At 65.5% G+C, this 24384-nt stretch carries 32 protein-coding genes and 1 pseudogene; 22 read left to right on the top strand and 11 right to left on the bottom strand.

What is annotated here, in order from left to right; all coding sequences use genetic code 11:
- Positions 1 to 85 precede the first annotated feature (85 nt).
- Entirely contained in the window at positions 86 to 976 is an 891-nt protein-coding gene (locus C2R25_RS00825; protein ID WP_103727411.1) for a TIGR03620 family F420-dependent LLM class oxidoreductase, read from the top strand.
- Positions 977 to 1172: 196 nt separating this feature from the next.
- Here C2R25_RS00825 and C2R25_RS00820 read toward each other — a convergent pair whose 3' ends face one another.
- The 7 genes from C2R25_RS00820 to C2R25_RS00790 all read right to left on the bottom strand — a co-directional run bounded on the left by C2R25_RS00820 (position 1173) and on the right by C2R25_RS00790 (position 5015).
- Positions 1173 to 1373: a hypothetical protein gene (locus C2R25_RS00820; RefSeq protein ID WP_103727410.1), complete on the bottom strand. Its 201-nt coding sequence runs from the start codon at positions 1371 to 1373 to the stop codon at positions 1173 to 1175.
- A 79-nt stretch (positions 1374 to 1452) separates the two neighbouring features.
- Positions 1453 to 1947, bottom strand: a complete 495-nt coding sequence (locus C2R25_RS00815; RefSeq protein ID WP_199183726.1) for a DUF1810 domain-containing protein — start codon at positions 1945 to 1947, stop codon at positions 1453 to 1455.
- A 3-nt stretch (positions 1948 to 1950) separates the two neighbouring features.
- Positions 1951 to 2172 (bottom strand): hypothetical protein, encoded by a 222-nt coding sequence (locus C2R25_RS00810; RefSeq protein WP_103727409.1) that lies wholly within the window; start codon positions 2170 to 2172, stop codon positions 1951 to 1953.
- 149 nt (positions 2173 to 2321) lie between these two features.
- Entirely contained in the window at positions 2322 to 3155 is an 834-nt protein-coding gene (dapD, locus tag C2R25_RS00805; RefSeq protein WP_103727408.1) for a 2,3,4,5-tetrahydropyridine-2,6-dicarboxylate N-succinyltransferase, read from the bottom strand.
- A gap of 122 nt (positions 3156 to 3277) precedes the next feature.
- Positions 3278 to 3943 carry a guanylate kinase gene (gene gmk / locus C2R25_RS00800; RefSeq protein ID WP_103727407.1) on the bottom strand — a complete coding sequence of 222 codons (666 nt, stop codon included), beginning with the start codon at positions 3941 to 3943 and terminating at the stop codon, positions 3278 to 3280.
- 96 nt (positions 3944 to 4039) lie between these two features.
- Positions 4040 to 4489 carry a hypothetical protein gene (locus C2R25_RS00795; RefSeq protein ID WP_103727406.1) on the bottom strand — a complete coding sequence of 150 codons (450 nt, stop codon included), beginning with the start codon at positions 4487 to 4489 and terminating at the stop codon, positions 4040 to 4042.
- Positions 4490 to 4517: 28 nt separating this feature from the next.
- Positions 4518 to 5015: an SspB family protein gene (locus tag C2R25_RS00790; protein ID WP_103727405.1), complete on the bottom strand. Its 498-nt coding sequence runs from the start codon at positions 5013 to 5015 to the stop codon at positions 4518 to 4520.
- Positions 5016 to 5212: 197 nt separating this feature from the next.
- On the opposite strand from C2R25_RS00790, the gene hisB reads away from it, so the two are divergent.
- The 15 genes from hisB to C2R25_RS00715 all read left to right on the top strand — a co-directional run bounded on the left by hisB (position 5213) and on the right by C2R25_RS00715 (position 14812).
- On the top strand, positions 5213 to 5815 hold the full coding sequence (gene hisB, locus C2R25_RS00785; RefSeq protein WP_103727404.1) for an imidazoleglycerol-phosphate dehydratase HisB: 603 nt from the start codon (positions 5213 to 5215) through the stop codon (positions 5813 to 5815).
- Between the two features lie 49 nt (positions 5816 to 5864).
- Positions 5865 to 6488 carry an imidazole glycerol phosphate synthase subunit HisH gene (gene hisH / locus C2R25_RS00780; protein WP_103727403.1) on the top strand — a complete coding sequence of 208 codons (624 nt, stop codon included), beginning with the start codon at positions 5865 to 5867 and terminating at the stop codon, positions 6486 to 6488.
- A 4-nt stretch (positions 6489 to 6492) separates the two neighbouring features.
- Complete coding sequence (hisA, locus tag C2R25_RS00775; protein WP_103727402.1) at positions 6493 to 7224, top strand: 1-(5-phosphoribosyl)-5-[(5-phosphoribosylamino)methylideneamino]imidazole-4-carboxamide isomerase; 732 nt, start codon at positions 6493 to 6495, stop codon at positions 7222 to 7224.
- Positions 7221 to 7466 carry a hypothetical protein gene (locus C2R25_RS00770; protein ID WP_103727401.1) on the top strand — a complete coding sequence of 82 codons (246 nt, stop codon included), beginning with the start codon at positions 7221 to 7223 and terminating at the stop codon, positions 7464 to 7466. Before hisA ends, C2R25_RS00770 begins: the two co-directional genes overlap by 4 nt.
- 4 nt (positions 7467 to 7470) lie before the next feature.
- Entirely contained in the window at positions 7471 to 8232 is a 762-nt protein-coding gene (gene hisF, locus C2R25_RS00765; protein WP_103727400.1) for an imidazole glycerol phosphate synthase subunit HisF, read from the top strand.
- 86 nt (positions 8233 to 8318) lie between these two features.
- On the top strand, positions 8319 to 8522 hold the full coding sequence (locus C2R25_RS21235) for a PEP-CTERM sorting domain-containing protein (protein ID WP_369825680.1): 204 nt from the start codon (positions 8319 to 8321) through the stop codon (positions 8520 to 8522).
- A 67-nt stretch (positions 8523 to 8589) separates the two neighbouring features.
- Positions 8590 to 8916, top strand: coding sequence for a phosphoribosyl-ATP diphosphatase (locus C2R25_RS00755; RefSeq protein ID WP_103727467.1), 327 nt, complete (start codon positions 8590 to 8592; stop codon positions 8914 to 8916).
- Positions 8917 to 8929: 13 nt separating this feature from the next.
- A complete protein-coding gene (locus C2R25_RS00750) occupies positions 8930 to 9307 on the top strand; it encodes a histidine triad nucleotide-binding protein (protein WP_103727399.1) in 378 nt (125 codons plus the stop codon).
- A gap of 102 nt (positions 9308 to 9409) precedes the next feature.
- Positions 9410 to 9895 (top strand): YbgC/FadM family acyl-CoA thioesterase, encoded by a 486-nt coding sequence (locus C2R25_RS00745; protein ID WP_103727398.1) that lies wholly within the window; start codon positions 9410 to 9412, stop codon positions 9893 to 9895.
- Positions 9892 to 10599 carry a protein TolQ gene (gene tolQ, locus C2R25_RS00740; RefSeq protein ID WP_103727397.1) on the top strand — a complete coding sequence of 236 codons (708 nt, stop codon included), beginning with the start codon at positions 9892 to 9894 and terminating at the stop codon, positions 10597 to 10599. The genes C2R25_RS00745 and tolQ overlap by 4 nt, the downstream gene beginning before the upstream one ends.
- Positions 10599 to 11042 (top strand): ExbD/TolR family protein, encoded by a 444-nt coding sequence (locus C2R25_RS00735; protein ID WP_103727396.1) that lies wholly within the window; start codon positions 10599 to 10601, stop codon positions 11040 to 11042. Before tolQ ends, C2R25_RS00735 begins: the two co-directional genes overlap by 1 nt.
- 24 nt (positions 11043 to 11066) lie before the next feature.
- Positions 11067 to 12116 (top strand): hypothetical protein, encoded by a 1050-nt coding sequence (locus C2R25_RS00730; protein WP_103727395.1) that lies wholly within the window; start codon positions 11067 to 11069, stop codon positions 12114 to 12116.
- Complete coding sequence (tolB, locus tag C2R25_RS00725; protein WP_103727394.1) at positions 12113 to 13480, top strand: Tol-Pal system beta propeller repeat protein TolB; 1368 nt, start codon at positions 12113 to 12115, stop codon at positions 13478 to 13480. The genes C2R25_RS00730 and tolB overlap by 4 nt, the downstream gene beginning before the upstream one ends.
- 154 nt (positions 13481 to 13634) lie before the next feature.
- Positions 13635 to 14174, top strand: coding sequence for a peptidoglycan-associated lipoprotein Pal (pal, locus tag C2R25_RS00720; RefSeq protein ID WP_103727393.1), 540 nt, complete (start codon positions 13635 to 13637; stop codon positions 14172 to 14174).
- Positions 14175 to 14278: 104 nt separating this feature from the next.
- A complete protein-coding gene (locus C2R25_RS00715) occupies positions 14279 to 14812 on the top strand; it encodes a J domain-containing protein (RefSeq protein WP_103727392.1) in 534 nt (177 codons plus the stop codon).
- A 91-nt stretch (positions 14813 to 14903) separates the two neighbouring features.
- On the opposite strand, the gene infC is transcribed toward C2R25_RS00715, so the two are convergent.
- Together infC and pdeM are read right to left on the bottom strand one after the other, a co-directional pair.
- The gene (gene infC / locus C2R25_RS00710; RefSeq protein WP_103727391.1) at positions 14904 to 15425 is read right to left on the bottom strand and encodes a translation initiation factor IF-3; all 522 of its coding nucleotides are present in this window, start codon (positions 15423 to 15425) and stop codon (positions 14904 to 14906) included.
- Positions 15426 to 15589: 164 nt separating this feature from the next.
- The gene (pdeM, locus tag C2R25_RS00705) at positions 15590 to 16282 is read right to left on the bottom strand and encodes a ligase-associated DNA damage response endonuclease PdeM (RefSeq protein ID WP_103727390.1); all 693 of its coding nucleotides are present in this window, start codon (positions 16280 to 16282) and stop codon (positions 15590 to 15592) included.
- 91 nt (positions 16283 to 16373) lie between these two features.
- On the opposite strand from pdeM, the gene hemF reads away from it, so the two are divergent.
- From hemF to C2R25_RS00685, 4 genes are all read left to right on the top strand, one after another.
- Positions 16374 to 17237 carry an oxygen-dependent coproporphyrinogen oxidase gene (gene hemF, locus C2R25_RS00700; RefSeq protein ID WP_103727389.1) on the top strand — a complete coding sequence of 288 codons (864 nt, stop codon included), beginning with the start codon at positions 16374 to 16376 and terminating at the stop codon, positions 17235 to 17237.
- An 81-nt stretch (positions 17238 to 17318) separates the two neighbouring features.
- On the top strand, positions 17319 to 18617 hold the full coding sequence (locus C2R25_RS00695) for an MFS transporter (RefSeq protein WP_233203694.1): 1299 nt from the start codon (positions 17319 to 17321) through the stop codon (positions 18615 to 18617).
- Positions 18618 to 18904: 287 nt separating this feature from the next.
- A complete protein-coding gene (locus tag C2R25_RS00690) occupies positions 18905 to 19111 on the top strand; it encodes a ParD-like family protein (RefSeq protein ID WP_103727388.1) in 207 nt (68 codons plus the stop codon).
- 39 nt (positions 19112 to 19150) lie between these two features.
- The gene (locus tag C2R25_RS00685) at positions 19151 to 19561 is read left to right on the top strand and encodes a hypothetical protein (RefSeq protein WP_103727387.1); all 411 of its coding nucleotides are present in this window, start codon (positions 19151 to 19153) and stop codon (positions 19559 to 19561) included.
- Positions 19562 to 19764: 203 nt separating this feature from the next.
- Here the strand turns inward: C2R25_RS00685 and uvrB are convergent, their stop codons facing one another.
- Positions 19765 to 21951 carry an excinuclease ABC subunit UvrB gene (gene uvrB, locus C2R25_RS00680; RefSeq protein ID WP_103727386.1) on the bottom strand — a complete coding sequence of 729 codons (2187 nt, stop codon included), beginning with the start codon at positions 21949 to 21951 and terminating at the stop codon, positions 19765 to 19767.
- 114 nt (positions 21952 to 22065) lie between these two features.
- Here uvrB and C2R25_RS00675 point away from each other — a divergent pair, with 114 nt between their 5' ends.
- Positions 22066 to 22611: a DUF3617 domain-containing protein gene (locus C2R25_RS00675; protein WP_103727385.1), complete on the top strand. Its 546-nt coding sequence runs from the start codon at positions 22066 to 22068 to the stop codon at positions 22609 to 22611.
- A gap of 16 nt (positions 22612 to 22627) precedes the next feature.
- Positions 22628 to 23389 (top strand): triacylglycerol lipase, encoded by a 762-nt coding sequence (locus tag C2R25_RS00670; RefSeq protein ID WP_103727384.1) that lies wholly within the window; start codon positions 22628 to 22630, stop codon positions 23387 to 23389.
- Between the two features lie 13 nt (positions 23390 to 23402).
- Here C2R25_RS00670 and C2R25_RS00665 read toward each other — a convergent pair.
- Positions 23403 to 24257: pseudogene (locus tag C2R25_RS00665) on the bottom strand (YifB family Mg chelatase-like AAA ATPase); the annotation flags it as partial.
- Positions 24258 to 24384: the final 127 nt, after the last annotated feature.

Genomic DNA, 24384 nt, shown 5'->3' with positions numbered 1-24384 from the left:
ACGGGCGATGCCGTCGGGCAAGAGGCGTAAAAGGCTTGATGCGCCGGTGGGCGCCCCTCACACCCCAGACAAGGAGGAGGAGGCCATGACGATACCTTCCATCGGAAAGGTCGGGGTCTGGTCGCTGGAGCTGCGTTTCGGAGACAAGGCCCGATCCGCCGCAGCGGCCGCCGAGCTTGAGGCAATGGGCTATGGGGCCTTGTGGATACCGGGAGGTATCGACGATGGCGCGCCTGCCGACGTCGAACGGCTGCTGGCCGCGACATCGACCATCACTGTGGCCACCGGCATCCTCAACATCTGGAAGCATGACCCCGCCGAACTGGCGGCCTGGTTTCTGGGCCTTCCGGACGACTGGCGCGCCCGCACGCTCCTGGGCCTCGGCATCAGCCATGGTCCGATCATCGGCGAAAAGTGGGGCAGGCCGCTCGAGGTCATGAGCGCTTTCCTTGACTCGCTGGCCGCCGCAGGAATGCCGCGCGACAACCTCTGCCTTGCTGCGCTCGGCCCCGGGATGGTGGCGCTGTCCGGCGCACGGACGGCGGGCGCCCACCCCTATCTCGTGACACCCGAACACACGGCGGGCGCCCGCGCGATACTCGGTCCTCGGGCGCTGCTTGCGCCCGAACAGGGCGTCATTCTGGAGAGTGACCCGCAGAAGGCCCGGGCCACGGCGGTCGAGGCGCTCACGCATTACCGGCGGCTCCCGAACTATCGCAAGAACTGGCTGCGCCTGGGTTTCACCGACGCGGAGATTGATGCCGACGATCCCCGTCTCCTCGCCGCCTTGTTTTCCGCCGGAGGACCGGGTGAGGCAGCGGCGCGTCTGCAGGCGCACTTCGACGCGGGAGCGGACCACGTCTGCGTCCAGGTTCTTGCCGGGGCGCAGGGTGGAGATTTGGACGTCCTGCTGCCCAGGTGGCGCGCGATCGCTGACGAACTCGGCCTGACGACGAGGCGGCAGGCGCCGCGTTAACGGTTTGGAAACCCTTCCAGGCTAGATCCGGGGACACAGGAGATGGCGGCTTCGGCCGTCAGATTGACAGGAGCCGCCGGCGAACCGGGCGTGATCCCTGCCGACAGGTTGGGGTCGAAACCGTGGTGAAGGTGCCGCCGTCTGGCGCATCGGCACCTTTCGCGAGCGGCTCCTGGCAATTCCCGACAGCTACCCCTCAGCCTCCTAGTGCATGCTGTTCCGCCGTCACCGGGGCGCGGGACGGCTGGTCCACGACGGCGCGCGTGATCCACACGGCGGACATCGCGACCAGCGCCAGCAGCAGGCTGACGATCAGGACATAGCGGACGATCTGCGGGGTGCTTCCCCCGCGCGCTTCATCGTCATCGAGATGAACTTCATCACCGGTACGATGCATGGCTGCTCTCCGTCGGCCCGACGGCGGCCTTCATGGTCGCGCATCATCGGACCATCTTGCGGAACGCCAGGAGCGGCAATCAAGTTCCCGGCGATGCGCTTCGAGCATGACGCGCGGATTGCTCCTCGAGCAGATGCAGGGTGCGCTCATCCCGCTTCCCTCCGAAGAACGTCTCGAGCGCATCGGCGAAAGGGGCGGCAGCCTGGCCATCCGGCGACGCGTACTCGAACAGGGTCATGCTGCTGCAGAACTTCATGGCATCGATAGAGCCGAGGATCTCATCCGCGCTTCGCCGTCCGCGCCAGGCCAGCATGAGGTGAGTGACCTCATGCAAACGGCGACCCAGGATAGGGTGGGCAAGGTAGTCCTGGGCCTCGTTCAGATTCGCAATGGCGTAGTGGCGCGCCATCGGGCTTGATCCCAGCCCTGCGATCTGGGGAAAGACGAACCACATCCAGTGCGTGCGTTTGTGTCCGGCTGACAGCTCCACCCGGACCTCATCGAAGATTTCGTCCTGCGCCGGCACGAAACGTTCAAGATCGGGCACCGTGCCGAACGCCTGACTGGTACCCATCGGTCAGGGTTGTTGCGGCTCGTCGCGCTGTTCGGCGACGGCTCGCTCGGTGTCCGCATGACCACCCGTTTCCGGCGTGGTGAGCACGCCTGTCAGCCAGACAGCCGAGAAACCGAGGATGACAAGAACGAGGCTGATGAGGAGGATATACCGCACAATGCCGGGTGTCGAACCGCTGCGGGCCTCGACGTCGCCGAGGTGTACTTCCTCTTTCCGTCTTTCCATTCTCGTCTCTCCGGTAGCGAACGGTGTTCCGCCCATTTCCACACGAAACACTTCAGGGCGACCGGCGTTCCGCCAGCCGCCCTGCAGAGATGGTTTCGTTACCGTGAGCCGCACGCCATCGGTAAGGCGAACGGCCGCTATAGCCGCGATCAGTCGCGCAGGAGTTCGTTGATACCGGTCTTCGAGCGGGTCTGCGCGTCAACGGTCTTCACGATCACCGCGCAGTAGAGCGATGGGCCGGGCGTGCCGTCGGCAAGCGGCTTGCCGGGCATCGCGCCAGGCACGACGACGGCGTAGGGGGGGACACGGCCGATGTGGACTTCGCCGGTCGCACGGTCGACGATCTTGGTCGAGGCACCGATGAACACACCCATCGAGAGAACCGCACCCTCGCCGACGATGACGCCTTCGGCGACTTCCGAGCGGGCGCCGATGAAGGCGCCGTCCTCGATGATGACGGGGCCCGCCTGGAGGGGCTCAAGCACGCCACCGATGCCGGCGCCGCCCGAGATGTGCACGTTCCTGCCGATCTGCGCGCAGGATCCGACGGTGGCCCAGGTGTCCACCATCGTGCCCTCGCCGATGTAGGCGCCAAGATTCACGAAGCTCGGCATCAGCACCACGCCCTTGGAGACATGGGCGCTGCGGCGCACCACGGCACCGGGAACCACGCGGACGCCGGCAGCCTTGAAGCGGCTTTCATCCCAGCCCGCGAACTTGAGCGGCACCTTGTCGAAGGCGGGCGCGCCGGCTGCGCCGTAGTCCATCACGCCATTGTCGTTCAGGCGGAAGCTGAGAAGGACAGCCTTCTTGAGCCACTGGTTCACGACCCATTCGCCGTCGACCTTTTCGGCCACGCGGGCTTTGCCCGCATCAAGCAACTCCAGGGCTTCGTCGACGATCTGGCGAACGTCCTCACTGGCGGGCGTGACGGTGTCGCGGGCGTCGAATGCGGCTTCGATCTTGGCGGCAAGGTCGGACATGGCTGGGTCTCCGGAAGATGGGTAGGTCGATCTGTTGCGGCGCGGCCTAGAGGCTGAGCGGCGGGGCGGCAAGAGCTACGTCACCGTGGCGGCGCGCAGGCGGCTTCGCCATAGCGGCCGGGTCAGTCGTCGGGCTGCATCAGTTCGCGCACGAAGCCGATCAGCCCCGTCTGGCGGGCGCGGCGGAGTCGCTCGGCATGGAGAATCTTCTGCACCTGTTCGAAGCAGCGATCGATATCATCATTGACGACGACGTAGTCGTAACCGTCCCAGTGGCTGATTTCGGACCGGGCGCGCTCCATCCGGCCGTGGATGACCTCCGGAGTGTCGGTTCCACGGCCAGTGAGGCGGCGGCGAAGTTCCGCAATGCTGGGGGGCAGTAGGAACACGCGCACCACGTCGCGCTCGAGCTTCTGGTAAAGCTGCTGGGTCCCTTGCCAGTCGATGTCGAACATGTAGTCGACACCCTCCTTCAGGCCGGCCTTGACCTGGGCCTTGGGCGTTCCGTAGCTCTGGCCAAAGACGGTCGCCCATTCCAGGAACTCCCCGTCCTCGGCCATGCGATCGAACTGGGCATGGCTGACGAAGTGATAGTCACGCCCATCGACCTCACCCGGCCGCGGCGCGCGGGTGGTGCAGGAGACGGAGTTGCGGATATGGGGATCGCCTTCGAGCAGCATCCTGGCGATGGTGGTCTTGCCAGCGCCCGAGGGCGAGGACAGGATGAACATCAGCCCGCGGCGGGCGAGTGTACCGGTGGTGTCGGGAGAGGGAGCGTCATGGGCCATGGTTCCCGATGCCGATGACGGCCCCGCAAATCAAGTGGCGGTTGCGCGAGGGGGCAGGTCAGTCGCGGACAGAAGGCCCGGGCCGCAGCCTCCAACTCAGGAGGTTTCCCCATCCTTCGCCTGTTCATGGAGATCCCTGGCGCCTTCGGCGCGCGCCTGCCGGGCACGGCTCCGGTCGTACAGTGTCTTGACCACAAGGGCACCGCTGACCGCCAGCGCTCCGGGGACAGACCCGACGGCGACTCGCGCCAGGGCGCCGTGCAGCAGCGTTTCGCTGATCGAGCGGCCCTTCAGGATCGACTTGGCCTTGCGCGGCGAATAGCTCGCTCCGAGGACGGACCGCTCTACCGCGCGGCGGGCGACCATGGTCCCGGTGCGCAGCGCGATGTCCGCGATGACCAGGTTCGTCGCCGGGTTGGGGCTGGGCCCGTGGAGTTCGCCGCCGTTGTTCGCAAGGTTCTTGAGCCCCCTGGCGGGGGCGGAGACGACATTTGCCGCCTTCTTTGCCTGCTTCTTGAGAACTCCGGTTCCAAGCTTCGTAGCCATCTTGCGCCCTATCCCCGGGCGAGCCCGGTCACTTCTTCTTGCCGAAATCCACGGAGACCACGTTCGAGCCATCCTCGCTGGGAGTAATGCGCGAGGCGACATCGCGTTCCGCGTCGTTCTCCGCCGGGGAGACCTGCTCGCTCTCGACGTCGGCCATGGCATGGAACTGGAGGCCAAAGTCGACGGCCGGATCGACGAACGCGGTGATCGCGGAGAACGGAATGTCCAGCTTGGCCGGCATCTGGTTGAAGGAAAGGCTGACGGTGAAACCGGTGTCCGAGACGCCGAGATCCCAGAACTTGTTCTGCAGGACGATGGTCATCTCATCGGGGAAGCGGGCCCGCAGGTCGGCGGGGATGCTTACGCCGGGGGCCCCCGTCTTGAAGGTGATGTAGAAGTGGTGTCCGCCGGGAAGAACGCCGTTGGAGGCTTCTACCTGGCCAAGCACGCGGCCGACGACGGCGCGCAGGGCCTCCTGCACGATTTCGTCGTAAGGGATCAGGCTGTCTTGCGTGGTGTCGTTCATCGCGCCCTACGTGCTCATGCTGGCTTGTCCGGTCAAGCGTGTTCCGACCTAAAAAGACGCCGATGGTCCCATTTTCTCTGTTGCAGGAGAGAAAATCGCCTGTTTCGGCTCTCGCCTGTTCAACGCCCCCGTGGCCTTCCGGCTCCGGATGAGGTGCGGAATTGATTCCCGCTCAGACACGTCTATTAGGCACGGCCATGCGTACCGCCACGATCAGCCGCAAGACTCACGAGACCGACATCGAAGTCGAGGTCAATCTCGACGGCACCGGCGCCTATGACGTGTCGACCGGCATCGGTTTTCTTGACCACATGATCGAGCAGTTCAGCCGCCATTCGCTGATCGACATCCGGTGCCGGATCAAGGGCGACCTCCACGTCGACCAGCACCACACGACCGAGGACAGCGCCATCGCCATCGGACAGGCGATCACCAGGGCGCTCGGCGACAAGGCGGGTATCGGGCGCTACGGCGACGTGAATTCCCCGATGGATGAGGCATTGAGCCGCGTATCGCTGGACATCTCGGGCCGTCCCTATCTTGTGTGGAAGGCCAGGTTCACCCAGGAGAAACTCGGCGAATTCGATACTGAGATGGTGGAGCACTGGTTCCACTCGATTGCGCAGGCGATCGGCATCACGCTGCACATCGAACTGCTCTACGGCACCAACAATCACCACATCTGCGAAGGCATCTTCAAAGGCTTTGCGCGCGCGATGCGCAGTGCGGTCGAACTCGACCCGCGCAAGGGCGGAGCCATCCCCTCGACCAAGGGAATTCTCGGGCAGGATACGCTGTGATGGCAGGGTTCGTCTCCATGAGCCGCCGCCCTTCCAGGGCTTCGCGCGCATGACGTTGGCGCTGATCGACTATGGTGCGGGCAACCTGCACTCGGTCGCCAACGCTCTTCGCGCTGCGGGTGCGGAAGACCTGACCATCACCGCCAGTCCCGATGTGGTGCGTGCGGCGGACCGCATCGTTCTGCCCGGCGTCGGCTCCTTCAAGGCCTGCGCGGAAGGGCTGCGCGCCATCGGCGGCATGGTCGAGGCAATGGCCGAGCGCGTGCATGTGGGCGGCGCGCCTTTCCTTGGCATCTGCGTTGGGATGCAACTGCTCGCCACCCGCGGCCTGGAGCATGGCGTTACGCCGGGGCTCGACTGGATCGCCGGCGAAGTTCGCCTGATCGAGCGGACGGACCCCCAGATCAAGATCCCTCACATGGGCTGGAACGACGTGTCGCTTGGTCTTCACGATCCCGCAGAGGGCCTGATCGATGCGGGCGAGGCCTACTTCCTGCACTCTTACCACTTCCAGCCGGAAGACGGGGCAAACGTGGCTGCCATGACGGACCATGGCGGCGGGCTTGTCGCGGCCGTGGCGCAGGACAATGTCGTGGGTGTGCAGTTTCACCCTGAGAAGAGCCAGCAGTACGGCCTTTCGCTGCTGTCCCGTTTCCTCGAATGGAAGCCCTGAGATCATGATCGTCTTTCCCGCCATCGACCTCAAGCAGGGGCAGGTCGTCCGCCTTGCCGAAGGCGACATGGAACGCGCCACCGTCTATGGCGACAACCCTGCGGCACAGGCCACGCTCTTCGCCGAAGCCGGATCGCAGTTCCTGCACGTCGTCGATCTGGACGGCTCGTTTGCCGGTCGGGCCGAGAACCGCGGCGCGGTGGAAGCGATCCTGGAGGTGTTTCCCGGCCATGTGCAGCTGGGCGGCGGCATCCGAACCCCCGAAGCGGTCGAAGGGTGGTTCGACCTTGGCGTCTCGCGCGTGGTCATGGGCACGGCGGCACTAAAGGATCCGCAGTTCGTCAAAGACATGGCAAAGGCCTTCCCAGGCGGCATCGTCGTTGCCGTGGATGCGCGCGACGGCATGGTCGCGACGGAAGGCTGGGCGGAAGTGTCCGACGTCTCGATCGTGGACATGGCCCGGCGGTTCGAGGACGCGGGCGTTGCCAGCCTCCTGTTCACCGACATCGGACGCGATGGCCTGCTCAAGGGCGTCAACATCGAGGCGACGGTGGATCTTGCGCGGCGCACCGATCTTCCCGTGATCGCCAGCGGTGGGGTGAAGGGGCTTGACGACATCCGCCTGCTGGCGCTGCACGCGAAGGACGGCATCGAAGGCGTGATCACCGGCCGCGCGCTCTACGACGGTCGCCTCGACCTGGCGACGGCGATCCAGTTCGCGGAGCGCGAGGGGTGAACGAGAATCGCCTGATGGCGGTGCTTGCGCTTGCCATCTTCGTGCCGGGCGCGGTGTGGGCCTGGCAGGACTTCCGCGCCGGGAAAGCCCGCCTGATGCTGTTCAGCCGCGCGCGGGTGAAGATCGAGACGATGCGTGCGGACAATCCGCGCAAGTTCGCCATCTACACCGCCTTCAACTTCGCGCTCTGCGCGGTGGTGGCGGTGTTCGCAGTCTTGCTGTTCTTCAAGCCGGTGGAGTGAGGCCATGACCGTACGTATCCGGGTCATCCCCTGCCTCGACGTCCGCGATGGGCGCGTGGTGAAGGGCGTGAACTTCGTCGACCTGAAGGACGCCGGCGATCCCGTCGAGCAGGCGCGCGCCTATGATGCCGCCGGAGCGGACGAGCTGTGCTTTCTTGATATTTCAGCCAGCCACGAGGGACGCGGAACGCTCCTCGATGTGGTGCAGCGGACGGCCGAAGTCTGCTTCATGCCCCTGACCGTCGGCGGCGGCGTGCGCACGGCCGAGGACGCGCGCGCGCTCCTGCTGGCGGGTGCGGACAAGGTGGCGGTCAATTCCGCTGCCGTGACGCGGCCCGAAGTGGTCGCGGACATCGCGGAGAAGTTCGGATCGCAGTGCATCGTGGCGTCGGTGGACGCTCGGCGCACGGCACCGGGCAAGTGGGAAATTTTCACGCATGGCGGCCGCAAGGCCACGGGCATCGACGCCCTCGAACACGCCATGAAGCTTGCGCGTTTCGGAGCCGGCGAACTTCTCGTGACCTCGATGGACGGGGACGGCACGCAGAATGGGTATGATCTTGCTCTCACGCGCGCCATCGCCGAGGCGGTCTCCGTGCCGGTGGTGGCGAGCGGCGGCGTCGGCAACCTCGATCATCTGGTTGCCGGGGTGACGCAGGGGAAGGCGAGCGCGGTGTTGGCCGCCTCCATCTTCCACTTCGGCAAGTATACCGTTGCAGAGGCTCACGCCGCCCTGCGCGCGGCCGGATTGCCCGCCCGCGGCTGAGGCACGGCGTCCCGTTGCGGGAATCCGAAACCGGGGAGCGGCCATGAGCGCGCTTGCCCCGGAGCCGTTCTTCACCGAAGGCGGACGTGGCGATTGAGCCGACAGAAGGATTCGCATTGCCCCGGCTGAAGGTCTTGCCCGCCATCATTGCGGCCTCGCTTCCACCGTTTCCTGCCCATGCGGCGGGTGGCATCCCGCTTCCTGAGCCAAGCGGCCTCATGCTGCTGGGGATCGGTGTTGCAGGCGTGGTGATAGGGCGCAGATTTTCGGTAAAGCGGCGCGATGATTGAAGCCGCCGCGGACGGTTCGGGCGCGCAGGCGCTTGACCACGCTGCCCGTCCGCCGCATTGCCCCAGCATGAGCAGCCCCGATACCCTCGCGCGTCTAGAAGCCACCATCGCCGAGCGGCGATTAGCCAGCCCCGATACCAGCTATGTCGCCAAGCTGACAGCCAAGGGTGTCGAGAAGATCGCGCAGAAGGTGGGCGAAGAGGCGACGGAGACTGTCATTGCCGCGCTCACCGGCAGTTCTTCGGCATTGGTGGGGGAGGCGGCGGACCTTCTTTTCCATATGATGGTGCTGCTTGGCGAAAAGGGTGTGCCGTTCGCGGACGTGCTGGCGGAACTGGATCGCCGTGAGGGAGTGTCCGGGATCGCCGAAAAGGCCGCCCGCCCCAAGGACTGAACCGGAGAAACCGATGCCGATCGACCCGACACTGCCGTACGACGACACGAACATCTTCGCCAGGATCCTGCGCGGTGAACTGCCGTGCTCCAAGGTCTACGAGGACGATCACGCGCTCGCCTTCAACGACATCCGTCCGCAGGCACCCGTGCACGTGCTGGTAATCCCGAAGGGGCCGTATGTCTCGTGGGATGATTTCACCATGAAGGCCGACGATGCGGAGATCGCAGGCTTCATGCGCGCCGTCGGCAACGTCACGCGCCAGCTGGAGCTCGACGGCCCCGGTTATCGCCTGATGGTGAACATGGGGGCGAGCGGCCATCAGGAAGTGCCCCATCTGCATTTCCATATCTTCGGCGGCCGACAGTTCTACCAGATGATCGCCGACTGATCGCCGCAATCCACCGGAAATTTACCTCGCAATACAGGTAGCGGGGGTGGTTACTGGTGGGGCGGGCTTGAAGTCATGTGCCCTGCCGTTACACATCCGGGCATGATGGACGCACCAGCCTCCTTACCCGCGCCCGCATCCGGCGTGATCGCCGGCGACGTGCACCATTATGCTTTGCGCGTGTTCTACGAGGACACCGACGCCGGCGGAGTGGTGTACCACGCCAATTATCTTCGATGGTTCGAGCGGGCACGATCGGATCTCCTCGACGTCCTTGGCATAGACCAGCGGGCCGCGCTTGAGGCAGGTACCGGCCTGTACACCGTAGCCGAGGCGAACCTGCGTTACCTGGCTCCCGCACGACTGGGCGATACGATCGTCATCGAGACGAGCGCCTTCACCGTCGGGCGGGTTGCCTGCACCCTGCGGCAGGTCGCGCTGCGCGACGGCGTTCGGCTTTGCGAAGGGCTCGTAAAGGTAGGGTTCATCAGCCCTGAAGGACGACCACGCCGACAACCTGAAGCCTGGCAACAGGCTTTTACCTCACTTGTTCCCATCGCCAATCCGGCCCCGGAAGGACCAGAATGACGCTCGATCTGCTTGCCTCGACTATCAGTTTCGCCGGCGACAATGACCATCTCAATCCGGTTAAGCTGTTTCTCGACGCCGATATCGTCGTTCAGGCGATCATGGCCGGGCTGGTTCTGGCCAGTGTCTGGGTGTGGATGATCATCGTCACCTTCACCCTTCGCATGGGTGCCGTGAACCGCCGTTGCGACGAGTACGAGGAAGGGTTCTGGGAGGCGCAAAACTTCGATGTCTACCAGAAGGAACGCCGTCGTGGCGACGTGCCGATGGGCAAGGTCGCCGGTGCCGGGCTTGGAGAATTCAAGCTCAACGCGGCGGCCAACATCGACCTTGAGGGCGCCCGCCAGCGCATCGCCGGCGTCATGAACTCGGCCGTGGGCGAAGAGGCCGACAAGCTGTCGGACCGCCTGAACTTTCTCGCCACAGTCGGCTCGGTCGCCCCTTTCGTGGGTCTGTTCGGTACGGTCTGGGGCATCATGAACAGCTTCTTCCAGATCGGTCAGCAGCAGAACTCGTCCCTGGCTGTCGTGGCGCCGGGTATCTCCGAGGCGCTGTTTGCAACCGCAATCGGCCTCTTCGCCGCTATTCCCGCAGTGATCGCCTACAACCGCTTCTCGCATCGCGTTAATGGCTTCGAGGCCCGCCTGCAGCGGTTCGCGGACCACCTGCACGCCGCCCTGACGCGTCAGCTGGAGCAGCGCTGATGGCGATGGGCCTCTCCGGAGGGGGCGGCCGCCGGCGCCGGCGCGGCGCGCGCGGCCCCATGGCGGAAATCAACGTCACACCGCTCGTGGACGTGATGTTGGTGCTGCTGATCATCTTCATGGTCACGGCGCCGCTATTGAAAGCGGCGGTCCCCATCGAACTTCCCGAAAGCCGGGCCAAGGCGATGAGCGAGGAGCAGGGCCAGATCACCATCACCGTGCGCAGTGACGGCGCCGTCTTCTATGAAGAAAACGAGCTCGCGCCGGGTGAGCTGCCGGACCGGCTGGCTGCTACACCGCGGGGGCCGGATGGCAAGCCGCCGCTCGTCACTTTGCGTGCCGACAAAGCGCTGGAATACGGACGCGTGATGGAGGTCATGGGCGAACTCAATCGTGCGGGCTTCAGCTCCATCTCCCTGGTGACAGATGTCAGCGGCGGTTAAGGCGCTCAGGCTAGGTTCCGGCTGATGGCTGCACTGGGATTGCGCAAGGATGAAGGGGTCGGCCTGGCCGTTGCCGTGGCACTGCATCTGGCGGTGCTGGGCGCGATCCTGTTCAGCCCGCGCTCGAATGACGTGGTGAAGCCGCCAGAGCGTATCGCCGTGACCATCAGCGATCAGGTGGGGATGACCTCGACCGCGCCCGACCCCGGCAAGGCGGCGCCTGACGCCGGACCGGAGCAGGGCGAGCCGGCACCGCCCGCTGCCGCCGCTCCGCCGGAGCCTGCACCTGCGCCCGTCGCGGATCCGGAACCCGCGCCCGCCTCGGCGCCTGCACCTCGTGTGACCGAGAAGCCGCGTCCGGAGCCCGCGCCGAAGCCGGAGCCGCGGCCCACTCCGAAGGCAGTTCCCAAGCCCGCGCCGAAGCCGCAGCCGAAGTCAACTCCCAAGCCCGTGCCGAAGCCAAAGCCGAAACCTGCACCAAAGCCTTCGCCCTCGCGCAAGACCAGCGCGATCGACGACATCGTCAGCAAGAAGACGACCGCGAAGCCTGCGGCCAAGCCTGCGACTAAGCCGTCCGCAGCCAAGCCTGCGGCCAAGCCGGCCGCGAAGCCCGCTTCCGGCAGCAGCGGCGCGTCGGCTTCCAAGGCCACTGCCGCGCCGAAGAAGGCAGGAAGCAGTGCCTTCGACGATGCCTTCAAGAACGGAACGCCGGGAGCCACTGCCACGCGGCAGACGGGAACGCCCGCTGCCCAGATCGGCGCGCAGGCCCGCTCGGCTCTTGGCGCGGCGATCAATCGGCAGCTCAAGCCGCACTGGCAGGCGCCACAAGGCGCCGACGTGGAACTGCTGGTGACGAAGGTGCGCTTCCGGCTCAATCGTGATGGCAGCCTGGCCGGTGCGCCGCAGGTGGTAAGCACGACGGGGCAGAACGCCACGAACCAGGCACAGGTGACGCGTCACCAGGAGCAGGCCGTTCGCGCAGTCCGGCTGGCCGCTCCCTTCAGCTTGCCCGACGACCTTTACGAGGGCTGGAAGGTCGTCACGACAAACTTTGACAGAAGGCTATCGCAATGAAGATAACCCGCATCCTCGCACTTGGTCTGCTGCTGTCCGCCGCAAGTGGGGTTGCCGCGCAGGTGCCGACCCCGGTCGAGCCTCAGACGGAGGGTGGCCTCGAGGTCACCGTCTCCGACGAGAGCGAGTGGCAGGATCTCGGCATTGCCATCACGACCTTCGCCACCGATGCGGATGTGCCGACCCGGACAAATGCCGGCTCGACCGTGCAGCTCGGCCGCGCCCTGGCGCAAGTGGTTGCCGGTGACCTCAAGAACAACGGTCTCTTCAAGCCCTCGGGGCCGGACGGCCTTCCGCAGCCGTCTTATCCGCAGGTTCAGTCACCGGACTATGCACCCTGGGTGTCTCGCGGGGCCGACATGCTCGTGCAGGGCTATGTGCGGGCCGGCGGCGACGGCAATCTAACCGTTGGCTGCTATCTCTATGACGTGCAGCTCAAGCAGCAGCTGGTGAAGGGTGGCTGGCAGGTGCCGCCTTCCGACTGGCGCCGCGCGGCGCACAAGTGTGCCGACATGGTCTATTCCCGCCTGTCCGGAGAAAGTCCGTTCTTCGATTCCAAGATCGCCTACATCGCTGAAACCGGTCCCAAGGACCGCCGCATGAAGCGCCTCGCGATCATGGATTCCGACGGCGCGAACCATCGCTATCTCACCAGTGGGCAGTCCATGGCGCTGACGCCGCGCTACTCGCCGGACTACAGCAAGATCCTCTACCTGTCCTATCTCAACGGACAGCCGAGCATCTACGCGTACGATCTGGCGACTGACCGGCAGACGCTCATCGCCCGCACCGGCGCTCCGACCCTTGCACCACGTTGGTCGCCGGATGGCAAATGGGTGCTCTATTCAGTGGCGAAGGGCGGTACGACGGACATCTACCGCATCTCGTCGGCGGGCGGCGGCACCCCGCAGCGTCTGACCAATGGGCCCGGTATCAACATCGGCGGAAGCTATTCGCCCGATGGCTCGCAGATCGTCTTCGAAAGCGATCGATCGGGCAGCCAGCAGATCTACGTCATGAATGCGGACGGATCCAACCAGCGGCGCATCAGCTTCTTCGGAGGCCGTGCGGCCACGCCGGAGTGGAGCCCGCGCGGTGACCAGATCGCCTTCACGCACATCGCCGGGAACCTGCGCGTCGCGGTGATGACGCCTGGCGGGGGCGGCATGCGCCATCTGACCAACTCCTGGCAGGACGAAGCTCCGACCTGGTCCCCCAACGGCCGCATCGTGCAGTTCTTCCGTACGGAACAGCGCTCCGGCCTGGCGTCGATCTGGCAGGTGGACCTCACCGGCCGAAACGAGCGCAAGCTGCCCACTCCGGTTGGTGCATCGGACCCCGCATGGGGGCCGGTTCGCCCCTGAAGCCGGAGATGAGACGCGTACGTGCAGCCTGGATTCTCCAGACCCGACCGGGTGTGCCGGGTTGCGCAGCGTTCATCTTGCTTGTGTAGGAAATTGAACGGAACCAAATTACCATGCCGCCCATTTCCGGGGCGAGCTGCATAGGAGTCTGCCGATGCCTTCTTTCCTCTCCACTCTGCGCGTAAGCCGCACGGGCGCGGTCGCGCTCGTCGCAGCCGGCGCCTTGGCGCTGTCCGGGTGCGGCAAGAAAGCTCCTGCGCAGCTGCCGCCCGATCCGGGTTCGGCCACCGCCGCTCCGACCGGTCCGACCGACAGCTATGGTGCGCAGCCCGGAAGCCAGGCCGACTTCGTCGCGAAGATGATGGGCTCGGATACGATCTACTTCGGCCTCGACCGGACGGACATCGACGCGGAAGATCAGGCAGCGCTCACGAAGCAGGCGCAGTGGCTGCAGCAGTATTCGGCCAAGCGCGTCACCATCGAAGGCCACTGCGACGAACGCGGAACCCGCGAATACAACATCGCGCTGGGTGAACGCCGCGCCAATGCCGCCAAGAACTACCTGGTCAGCCTCGGCATCGATCCTGCTCGCGTCACCACCGTAAGCTACGGCAAGGAGCGCCCGATCGCTCTCGGCTCCGACGAACAGTCGTGGGCCCAGAACCGCCGCGCTGTGACCGTCACCATCGATTGAGGAACGAGGAGGACCCGGCGGGCCGCCGGGTTCTTTCCGAACAGTATGATATTTCCCTTCCCAAGGCTTGAATCGCAGGGCGTTCGGAGCATATCGCTCATCTGATGAGCCGCGCACGCCGATCCACTGACTGGGGGTTCCCACGCTGGCGCGGCTATGGCAGTTCGCGCGAAGCGGCACAGGTGCGCCTGTGCGATCGCCACGGCTGTTCCGAGCCCGGGAACTGCCCCGCGCCCAAAAGCCCCAACAGCCCCGACCGCTGGATGTTCTGCCAGCGCCACGCCGCCGAATACAACGCGGGGTGGGATTACTTCGCCGGTCTTGACGCGGAGGAAGCCGCCGAACGCGAGGCGAGCGAACGTTCCGAAGCCTCCGGCTTTCGCGAATCGGCGCACTATGGATGGGCCGGTTCCGGAGACGGGACCCGCAGCAGGGACGAATTGCGGGCTCTCGAAGCTCTTGGGCTCGATCCCGATGCCGATTTCGATGCCGTGCGCAAGGCCTGGCGCAGCCGCGCCAAGGAGGTCCACCCCGATGTTCGGCCTAACGATCCCGAAGCCGCCAAGGCGTTCCAGACCTACCAACTTGCCTACGAAGTCCTGCGCGCGGCGGAGGAGCGCCGGGAATGGCGGGGCTGATCGGCATTTTGACGCCATCGTGAGTTGAAACGACAAAGGGCGCGGCCATCGGCCACGCCCTTTGTGTTTCGTCAGCTCCGGACGGCGGCGCTTACTTCGGCGCCAGCACCATCAGCATCTGGCGGCCTTCCATGCGCGGGTAGGCTTCGACCTTCGCCACTTCCTCGACGTCCTGCTGGACGCGGCGCAGCAGGTCCATTCCCAGCTGCTGGTGCGAAAGTTCGCGGCCGCGGAAGCGCAGCGTCACCTTGACCTTGTCACCGTCACCGATGAAGCGCACGACGTTGCGCATCTTGGTGTCGTAGTCATGGTCATCGATGTTCGGACGCATCTTGATCTCCTTGATCTCCTGCGTCTTCTGCGTCTTTCGTGCGGCGTTGGCCTTCTTCTGAGCCTCGTACCGGTACTTGCCCACATCGAGGAACTTGCACACCGGCGGATCCGCGTTCGGGGAAACCTCAACGAGATCCAGACCCACATCCGCAGCCTGCTCGATAGCCTGGCGCGTGTACATGACGCCCAGATTTTCGCCATCCTGGTCGATGACGCGGACCTTGTCCGACTGGATCATGTTATTGTAGCGCGGTCCACTCTTGACCGGTGGCGTCATCATGCGCCGGGGTGGGGGTGCTATAAGCGTTCTCCTGAGTCGTTACTGTCGACGTGGCTGAATTCGGCGGTCATTAATGCGAATCGGCGTCCCGCGCAAAGCAGGATTTCGTCACGATTCGCATGATGCCCCGGCCGAGGGTGCGGCCACGGGCGCTATATAGGCCTTCAGGCCGCTTTACGCCAGAGCGGATAGCGAACCAGCTGGCCACGTGCCGGCACGAGCGCTTCGATTGCGTCGGCAGGCTGAAGGGCCGATAGGATGGCCGAATCGCCGGCATTCATTCCGCCGGTCAGGGCGCCGAACGCAGGAAGGATGAGCCGGTTCTCGCTGCGAACGGCACAGGGGCGAGCGATCCGTCTCCCGCGCGCTTCAACCACGAGGCGGGGATGGAAATGGCCGGAGACTTCGGCTTCGCGCGTGCCGGGCAGCGCCTGATGACGCAGCATCAGCCCGTTCACGGCCATCTCCTCCACCCGTGTTCCCCCGGCTTCGGCACCGAGATGAGGATCGTGGTTGCCGGTGATCCACACCCAGTCGAGCGCCCGCGTCAGAGCGGAGAGCATGCCAGCAGCGTGCGGTTCAAGCCGCGCCGGTCCCTTGCTGTCATGGAAGTTGTCTCCCAGCGCAAAGACGCGGCGGGCCCCCGTCACACGGATGGCGGAGGCGACGCGCTCCAGCGTTTCGCGCGTGTCGTAGGGTGGCAGCATCTGCCCTGTGCGGGCAAAGAAGCTGGCTTTCTCAAGGTGCAGGTCCGCAACAAGGAGGGCCTGCTCACGCGGCCAGAACAGCGCGCTGGGGCCTCGGCTGCCTTCATCGACGAGCCGCATCTCCTCTGAGCAGAACGAAAAGGGAACCATGGCTTTCCCTTGCCGCAGCCGGTTCGATTTGGCAAGCGCGCCATGGACGTTGACGGCGCCAAAGCGACGCCGCCTTGCCATGAGGACACGGATGACTGACTGGACTCCCTACACCGCACGCGCCAGCGACTGGTTCCGTAGCCTGCGGGACCGCATTTGCGCTGAGTTCGAGGCGATCGAGCGCGAGGCGGGTTCGGAGGCGGTGTTCGGTTACACGCCATGGCAGCGCGCCGCCGTCGAAGGGGAAGGCGGCGAGACCGGCGGCGGGACGCGGGGCCTCATGAAGGGCCGCGTCTTCGAGAAGGTCGGCGTCAACATCTCCGCCGTCTCGGGCGGGCTGGCGAAGGACTTTGCCGCGACCATCAACGGCGCCTCGGCGGAGAACAACGCCTTCTCCGCGACGGGCATCAGCCTCGTCGCGCATATGGCCAACCCGCACGTCCCGGCGGTCCACATGAACACCCGCTTCCTCACCACCACGAAGGCGTGGTTCGGCGGCGGCGCGGACCTCAACCCGCCGCTGCCCTATGCCGAGGACACCGCCGAGTTCCACGCCGCGTTCAAGGGCGCCTGCGACGCGCATGGCGCGGATTACTACGACCGGTTCAAGGCTTGGGCGGACGAGTACTTCTACATCCCCCACCGCAAGGTCCATCGCGGCGTCGGCGGCATCTTCTATGACCATCTCGAGTGCGCGGACGAAGCAGCCTGGGAAGCCAACTTCGCCTTCACGCAGGCCGTGGGGGAGGCGTTTCTTGCCGTGTTCCCGCGCCTGGTCCGCCGCCGCATGGGCATGGCTTTCACGCCGGAAGACAAGGCACAGCAGCTCGAATGGCGCGGCCGTTATGCCGAGTTCAATCTCGTTTACGACCGTGGCACGCTGTTCGGCCTGAAGACCGGCGGCAACATCGACGCGATCCTGATGAGCCTGCCGCCCGAAGCCACCTGGAGCTGACGACCGGGCCTGCGCTGCGTACGTGCGCGACCTGGGAAGTGAAGAGGAGCCCAGCGGCCTGCGCGGGGAGGATCGTGCCGCATGCAGCCGCAGCAGGGCGATTGCGTTGTAAGCGCCATGCCGCCAGCACCACCCGCTTCGCTCGACCGCCGCTCCCTTACCCTCGCGGCCTTGTCGACCGTCGTGGAGTGGTACGACTTCACTCTCTTCCTTTACCTCGCCACGGTCCTGTCCCGCGTGTTCTTCGTGGGCAAAGGAGCGGTGCTCACCACGTTGCTGGGATTTGCGATGGCTTACCTGATGCGCCCCGTGGGTGCAGCGGTCTTCGGCCACTTCGGAGACCGGCACGGGCGGCGGGCGACGCTGCTCGCGTCGATGGCGCTCATGACGGTGGCGATGCTGCTCACCGCGTTGCTGCCGACGGCGGCGCAGATTGGGCCGGTGGCCGGCGTCCTGCTGCTGGCTTTGCGCTGCGTCATGGGATTCGCCGTCGGGGGCGAGTACACCGGCGTCGTCGCCTATCTCCTCGAAGGCGCGCCCGTGCATCGGCGCGGCCTCGTCACCTCGCTGGCGGCGGCAACCAGCGAGGTTGGCGGGCTCCTTGCGGCCGGGGTGTCGGCTCTGGTCGTGACCTTGATGCCCACCGCCGTGCTCGATGGTTGGGGCTGGCGCATCCCTTTCTTCGTCGGAGCCGCACTGGCCGGACTGATTCTTCTTGCCCGCGCAGCCATGGCCGAATCGCCGGAGTTTGAAGCGCAAAGGGAGGCGGGTGCCTTGGCCCGGCGACCGCTTCGCCGCGCCATGACTCATTACCGGTCGGGTATTCTGCGCGGCTTCGCCATCTCGGCTCTGGGCTCCATCACGTACTATGTCGGCATCACGTATGTGCCGGTATTCCTGACTACTGCGGGAAGCCTGAACGAAGCACAGGCGCTGCAACTCGCCACCGGGGCAGGATTGGCCGTCATACTGGTTACCCCGGTTATCGGGCTGTTATCCGACCGCTTCGGCCGCCGCCCCGTCCTCGTCAGCCTGGCCGTGCTCTCTGCCGCGCTGCCTTACGCATTGTTCCAGTTGCTTGCAGGAGCCGCCCCTGCGGCGGTGTGGTTGGGCGCCATCCTGCTGGCTTCGCTGGCTGGCGGCGTCAGCGCGGTCGGAGCGGTCGCAACGGCCGAGCAGATGCCCGCCGAAGGCCGCCTGAGCGGCCTGGCCCTCGGCGCCACGAGCGCGACCGCGATCTTCGGCGGCCTGACTCCCTGGCTGGCGCAAGTGCTGACCCTGCGCACGCAAAGCCCGAGTGCTCCCGGCGTCATGATCGCGCTGGTGGCGATAGGCGTGCTGCCGGTGCTGCTGAAACTACCGGAAACGCGGCCGCGATGATCAGGCCGCGCGAGGCGTTATGCGTTCGGGATCGCCCTCGTGGCCCCGCCGGGCGAGGCATTTCGGAAGCGCCCCCATCTCTTCATTAGGTATCTGCGATTGCCTCCAGAGCGGACTTCCCGGTTCCGCCCCATTGCGGAAGTTCGCGAGGTAAGGTCAGCATCCCGAAACCGGCCATTCGACGCGCGCAAAGCAATGGGCAGAGCGACGACAGGTCGGGATAGCCATTGACGGAATTATATGCGTTTCATAAACGAATCGTATATCAACAAGACGGGTATTGGCTAATGGGTTTGGTAAAGATTGATGACGAACTGCATGAGGAGGCCCGCCGCGCCAGCGCCGTGATGTGCCGGTCGATCAACGCCCAAGCCGAATTCTGGATGAAGATCGGGATGCTTGCCGAGGCCAATCCCACCCTCGCCTTCAATGATCTCGTGAAGATGCAGCTCGCGGAAGCGAACGTCTGCCTCGCCCAGCCGCGCGTCGCCTGATCGAGCGCTGCCATCACTTCCGCTACCGCTAGGACGGACATGACCTTTCATGACGAAATCACGGACTTCTTCAGCCGCTACGTCGATGCCTTCGCTCGCGAGGACGCCGACGCGTTAAGCGAGCTGTGGGACGAGGTTAGGCTATTTCCCGCCCCCAACGGCAATTTCGCCATGGCGCGATCCCCGTTCCGCGATCATTGCATCTCACTGTTCGACTTCTATCGAGCGCAAGGCATCGTGCGACCGGAAGGTGCCCTGCTGTCCGCCGAGGAGTTGTTCCCGAACGTTGCCCAGGCACGCATGGTTTATCGCATGATGGGGGCCGACGGCGCTCCTGTGGCCGAGTGGGAGCATGTCTATATCCTGCGCCGCACCGACACCTGGCGCGTATCGCTGACCATAGCCGATGGTGAGATGGCGGCTTGGACGGCCAAGGGCGTTCAGCTCTGATCGGGTTTGCTACCGCTTGGCCATTCCCGGAACGCGATCGTTTTCGGGACGGCAGCTATCGCAACCTACTGGCCAGAAGCTGACGGCTGCAAATCCACCCTTACTCGCCATGAGAGTTGCTCGCGAAGCGGGTTGATAGCGGACAGTCGTGCTGTTTGAAGATTTTGCCCCGCGGGCTGGGCAAGCGAGATGGCGGCCCAGCCCTATTTCCCGAACTTCCTTTGCGTCTTGCCGTACCGCAGCTTGCGTGTTCCGGGCTTGCCTTCGTTGCTGCGGCCGACGCGGGGGGCTTTATGTTCCGCCTCGGGCAACCCAAGTTCGCTCTGTTCGAGACGTCGGATCTCGTCGCGCAGGCGGCCGGCTTCCTCGAATTCGAGGTCGGCGGCTGCGGCGCGCATGCGCTTTTCCAAGTCTTCGATGTAGCCGCGCAGGTTGTGGCCCACGAGGTTGTTGGTGCTGTCGTCCTCTAGGTCGATCACCACGCCGTCGCGGCTGGCGGTGTCCGCCACGATGTCGGCGATGCGGCGCTTGATCGTCTGCGGGGTGATGCCGTGCTCGGCGTTGTACTCCTCCTGCTTGGCGCGGCGGCGGTCGGTTTCGGCGATCGCCCGCTCCATGGATCCGGTCATGCGGTCCGCGTAGAGGATGACGCGGCCATCCACGTTGCGCGCGGCGCGGCCGATGGTCTGGATCAGGGAGGTTTCCGAGCGCAGGAAACCTTCCTTGTCGGCATCAAGGATGCAGACGAGGCCGCATTCGGGAATATCGAGGCCCTCGCGCAGCAGGTTGATGCCGATCAGCACGTCGTAGACGCCCATGCGCAAGTCGCGGATCAGTTCGATGCGCTCCAGCGTCTCGACGTCGGAGTGCATGTAGCGCACCCGCACGCCCTGTTCGTGCATGAACTCGGTCAGATCCTCGGCCATGCGCTTCGTGAGGGTGGTGACGAGGGTGCGGTAGCCCTTGGCCGCCGTTTCCTTGCACTGGGCGATGCAGTCCTGCACCTGGTCCTCGACCGGGCGGATCTCCACCGGCGGGTCGATCAGGCCGGTGGGCCGGATGACCTGCTCGGCGAAGACGCCGCCGGTCTGCTCCATTTCCCAGCCCCCCGGCGTGGCCGACACGGCGAAGGTTTGCGGGCGCATCGCGTCCCACTCGTTGAAGCGTAGCGGCCGGTTGTCGATGCAGGAGGGCAGCCGGAAGCCGTACTCGGCCAGCGTGATCTTCCGCCGGTGGTCCCCCCGCGCCATCGCGCCGATCTGCGGCACCGTCTGGTGGCTTTCATCGATGAAGAGCAGGGCGTTGTCCGGAAGGTACTCGAACAGCGTCGGCGGCGGCTCGCCGGGCAGGCGGCCGGTCAGGAAGCGGCTGTAGTTCTCGATGCCGTTGCACGATCCCGTGGCGGCGATCATCTCGAGGTCGAAGTTGGTGCGCTGTTCCAGACGCTGCGCTTCCAGCAGGCGGCCTTCGGCTTCCAGTTCCTTCAGGCGTTCCGTCAACTCGAAGCGGATCGCCTCGCTGGCCTGGCGCATCGTCGGCCCCGGCGTGACGTAGTGCGAATTCGCATAGACGCGCACCTTGGGCAGAACCGCGCCCTTCTTGCCGGTCAGGGGATCGAACTCGGCGATCTCCTCGATCTCGTCGCCGAAGAAGCTGATGCGCCATGCAACGTCCTCCAGGTGGCTCGGGAACAGTTCGAGGTTATCACCCCGCACGCGGAAGTTGCCGCGTGAAAACGCTACGTCGTTGCGCTTGTACTGGAGGGCGACGAGCTTGCGGATGATCTCGGTCTGGTCCTGGGCCTTGCCCGTTTCCAGGTCGAAGATCATGGCGGAGTAGGTCTCGACCGAGCCGATGCCGTAAAGGCACGATACGGAAGCGACGATGATAACGTCGTCGCGCTCCAGCAGCGCGCGGGTGGCCGAGTGGCGCATCCGGTCGATCGCCTCGTTCACCGAGCTTTCCTTCTCGATGTAGGTGTCGGACCGGGGCACGTAGGCTTCGGGCTGGTAATAATCGTAGTACGACACGAAGTATTCGACCGCGTTCTCCGGGAAGAAGTCCCGGAACTCCGCATAGAGCTGCGCGGCGAGGATCTTGTTCGGCGCGAGGATCAGCGCGGGGCGCTGCAGTTCCTCGATGACCTTGGCCATCGTGAACGTTTTGCCCGAACCGGTGACGCCGAGCAGCACCTGCGTCTTTTCCCCTTCGCGGGCGGAGGCGACGAGATCGGCGATGGCGGTGGGCTGGTCGCCGGCGGGTGCGTAATCCGAGACGATCTTGAACGGCTTGCCCGGCATCGACTTGTCGGGCCGCTGCGGCTTGTGAGGGACGAAGGCGCCGGTCGTATCCGGTTCTTCCAGGCCGCGACGAATGATGAGCTCTGCCATGGCGGAACATATGGGGTCTGCCGTTCGTCACGGCAACAGCTGCCGCAGCATTGTGCGTTGGCGCGGGGGCGAGCGGGTGTTAGCGCTGCGGTTTGTACACAGGGAGAGAGAGCGGTGAAGGCAGGTATCATGATGGCGGCGCTGGCCGCGCTGGCGCTCTCGGGTTGCGGTTCGAAGGACACGGCCGATGGTGCGCCACGCAGCGAGGCGGACCTGAAGAAGGAGGTCGCGAAGCTCGACGCGCCGGAACCGGGCCAGTACCGGCAGGTTCTGGAAGTGACGCGGCTCGACTTGCCGGGCCTTCCCCCCGAAGCGGCGGAGCAGATGAAGACGGCGATGGCGGACAAGCAGGAGACCCTCGTCTGCATAACGCAGGCCGATGCCGCCAAGGGCTACCGCGACATGTTCAAGGACGTGCGCAAGGGCAGCGAATGCGCCTATTCCCGTTTCGAGGTGAACGGCGGAAAACTGGACGCGCAGATGGACTGCAAGGCGGCGGGGCAGGGCCAGATGATTATGAAGCTGGCCGGTACGCTCGGGCCGAATCGTTCGGACGTTACCATCGACGTGGATCCCGTGGGCAACCCGTTACCTGGTCAGGGGATGAAGATGACCATGCGCCTGACCACCACGCGCGTGGGCGACTGTCCGGCGTCCTGATGCTGACGGAGGCCTGATGGAGCGACTGAACGCGCAAGTTCCTCCGGCCGGCGAAAGCCTGCGCGATGCGATAGCCCGGCGTATCGCATACGTGCGCGAGCAACACCCGCAGGGCGTCCGCGCTCCGTCGAAGCGGTTGCTGCTGGGCGAACTTCGCTCGCTCTATCGCGGCGGCTATCGAGGGCAGGCGGTGACGGCCGCTGCGCGGCCGATGCCGGTCATGCTCCTGCCCGGCTTCTGCACGCACCCGCTTCGCATGAAGCCGATGGCCGATGCGTTGCGGGCGGCCGGGCACCGCGTCTACGACTGGGGTCTCGGCTTCAACATGGGGCCGAGCGCCCGCAAATTCTCCCGCCTCCTGGACCGCGTCGCCCGTATCGCGTCCGAAAACGCGGAACCGGTGGCGCTGGTCGGGTGGAGCCTGGGCGGCGTCTTCGCGCGGGAGGTGGCGCGGCAGCAACCGGAATTTGTGGCGAAAGTGATCACGATGGGCTCGCCCTTTTCGGGCGATCGGCACGCGAACAACGCGTGGCGGGCCTACCAGATCATCACCGGGCACACGGTGGACACGCCGCCCGTCGAGTGCCACGCATCCAAGCCTCCCGTGCCGACCGTGGCGCTCTGGAGCCCACGGGACGGCATCGTCGATCCCCGCGCCGCAGCGGGTTGGCCGCAGGAGCGCGACCGCGCCGTCGCGGTTCGCTGCACGCACCTGGATTTCGCCGGAGCGCCGCAGGTCGTGGCCGAAGTCCTGCGCCAACTCGACGTGGAGGAGTGAACGAGGCGTCCGGTCAGGCCCGCGGAGCCTGGCGCCTGTAGCTCAAAGCCTCGGCCACGTGGATGCGCTGAACTCGCTCGCTTCCGGCGAGATCGGCGATTGTGCGCGCCACCCTCAGGATGCGGGTGTAGCCGCGTGCGGAGAGCCGCATCGCCTCCGCAGCCTGGAAGAGCAGGCGTTTTCCGCCCTCGTCAGGCGTGGCGTGCTTTTCGAGACGGTCGCCGTCCAGTTCGGCGTTCGTCCTGGTGCCGGTGCCGGCAAGGCGTTCCGTCTGCACCCGCCGCGCCCGCGCCACGCGTGCGGCCACTTCGGCGCTGCCTTCCTCGGGCGGGGGCAGCGCGAGATCGGCGGCGCGCACGGGGTCGACCTCCACGTGAAGGTCGATGCGGTCCAGCAGGGGGCCGGAAACCTTGCTCTGGTAATCGGCGGCGCAGCGCGGCGCACGGGAACAGGCGAGTGCCGGGTCGCCGAGATGCCCGCAGCGGCAGGGGTTCATGGCGGCCACGAGTTGCACCCGGGCCGGATAGGTGAGGTGCGCGTTGGCCCGCGCCACCGTCACTTCCCCGCTTTCCAGTGGCTGACGCAGTGAATCGAGGGCCTGCCGCTGAAACTCCGGCAACTCATCAAGGAAGAGGACGCCCAGGTGCGCCATGGAAACCTCGCCGGGGCGAACCTTGATACCGCCGCCGGTTAGAGCAGCAATCGACGCTGAGTGATGGGGCGAGCGGTAAGGCCGCGCGCGGCTGATGCGCCCGCCTTCCAGCGTGCCTGCGACCGAGGCGATCATGGAGACTTCGAGGGCCTCTGCCGGGGTGAGTTCCGGCAGCACTCCCGGCAGACAGGACGCGAGGAGCGACTTGCCGGCTCCTGTCAACGCCGGGATAAAATTGGGCCAGGCACCGGTTTAAAAAGGGGCCAGTTGGTTTGAATAAAAAGCCTCATGGTTGAGGCTGGACGCTCTCGGCAGCGGGGAAGCGGCTGTAGCGGAGCGGAAG

It is taken from the genome of Novosphingobium sp. HII-3 (assembly GCF_002916655.1).
Lineage (GTDB): Bacteria > Pseudomonadota > Alphaproteobacteria > Sphingomonadales > Sphingomonadaceae > Novosphingobium > Novosphingobium panipatense.
This window is presented reverse-complemented; position numbering and strand designations above follow the sequence as displayed.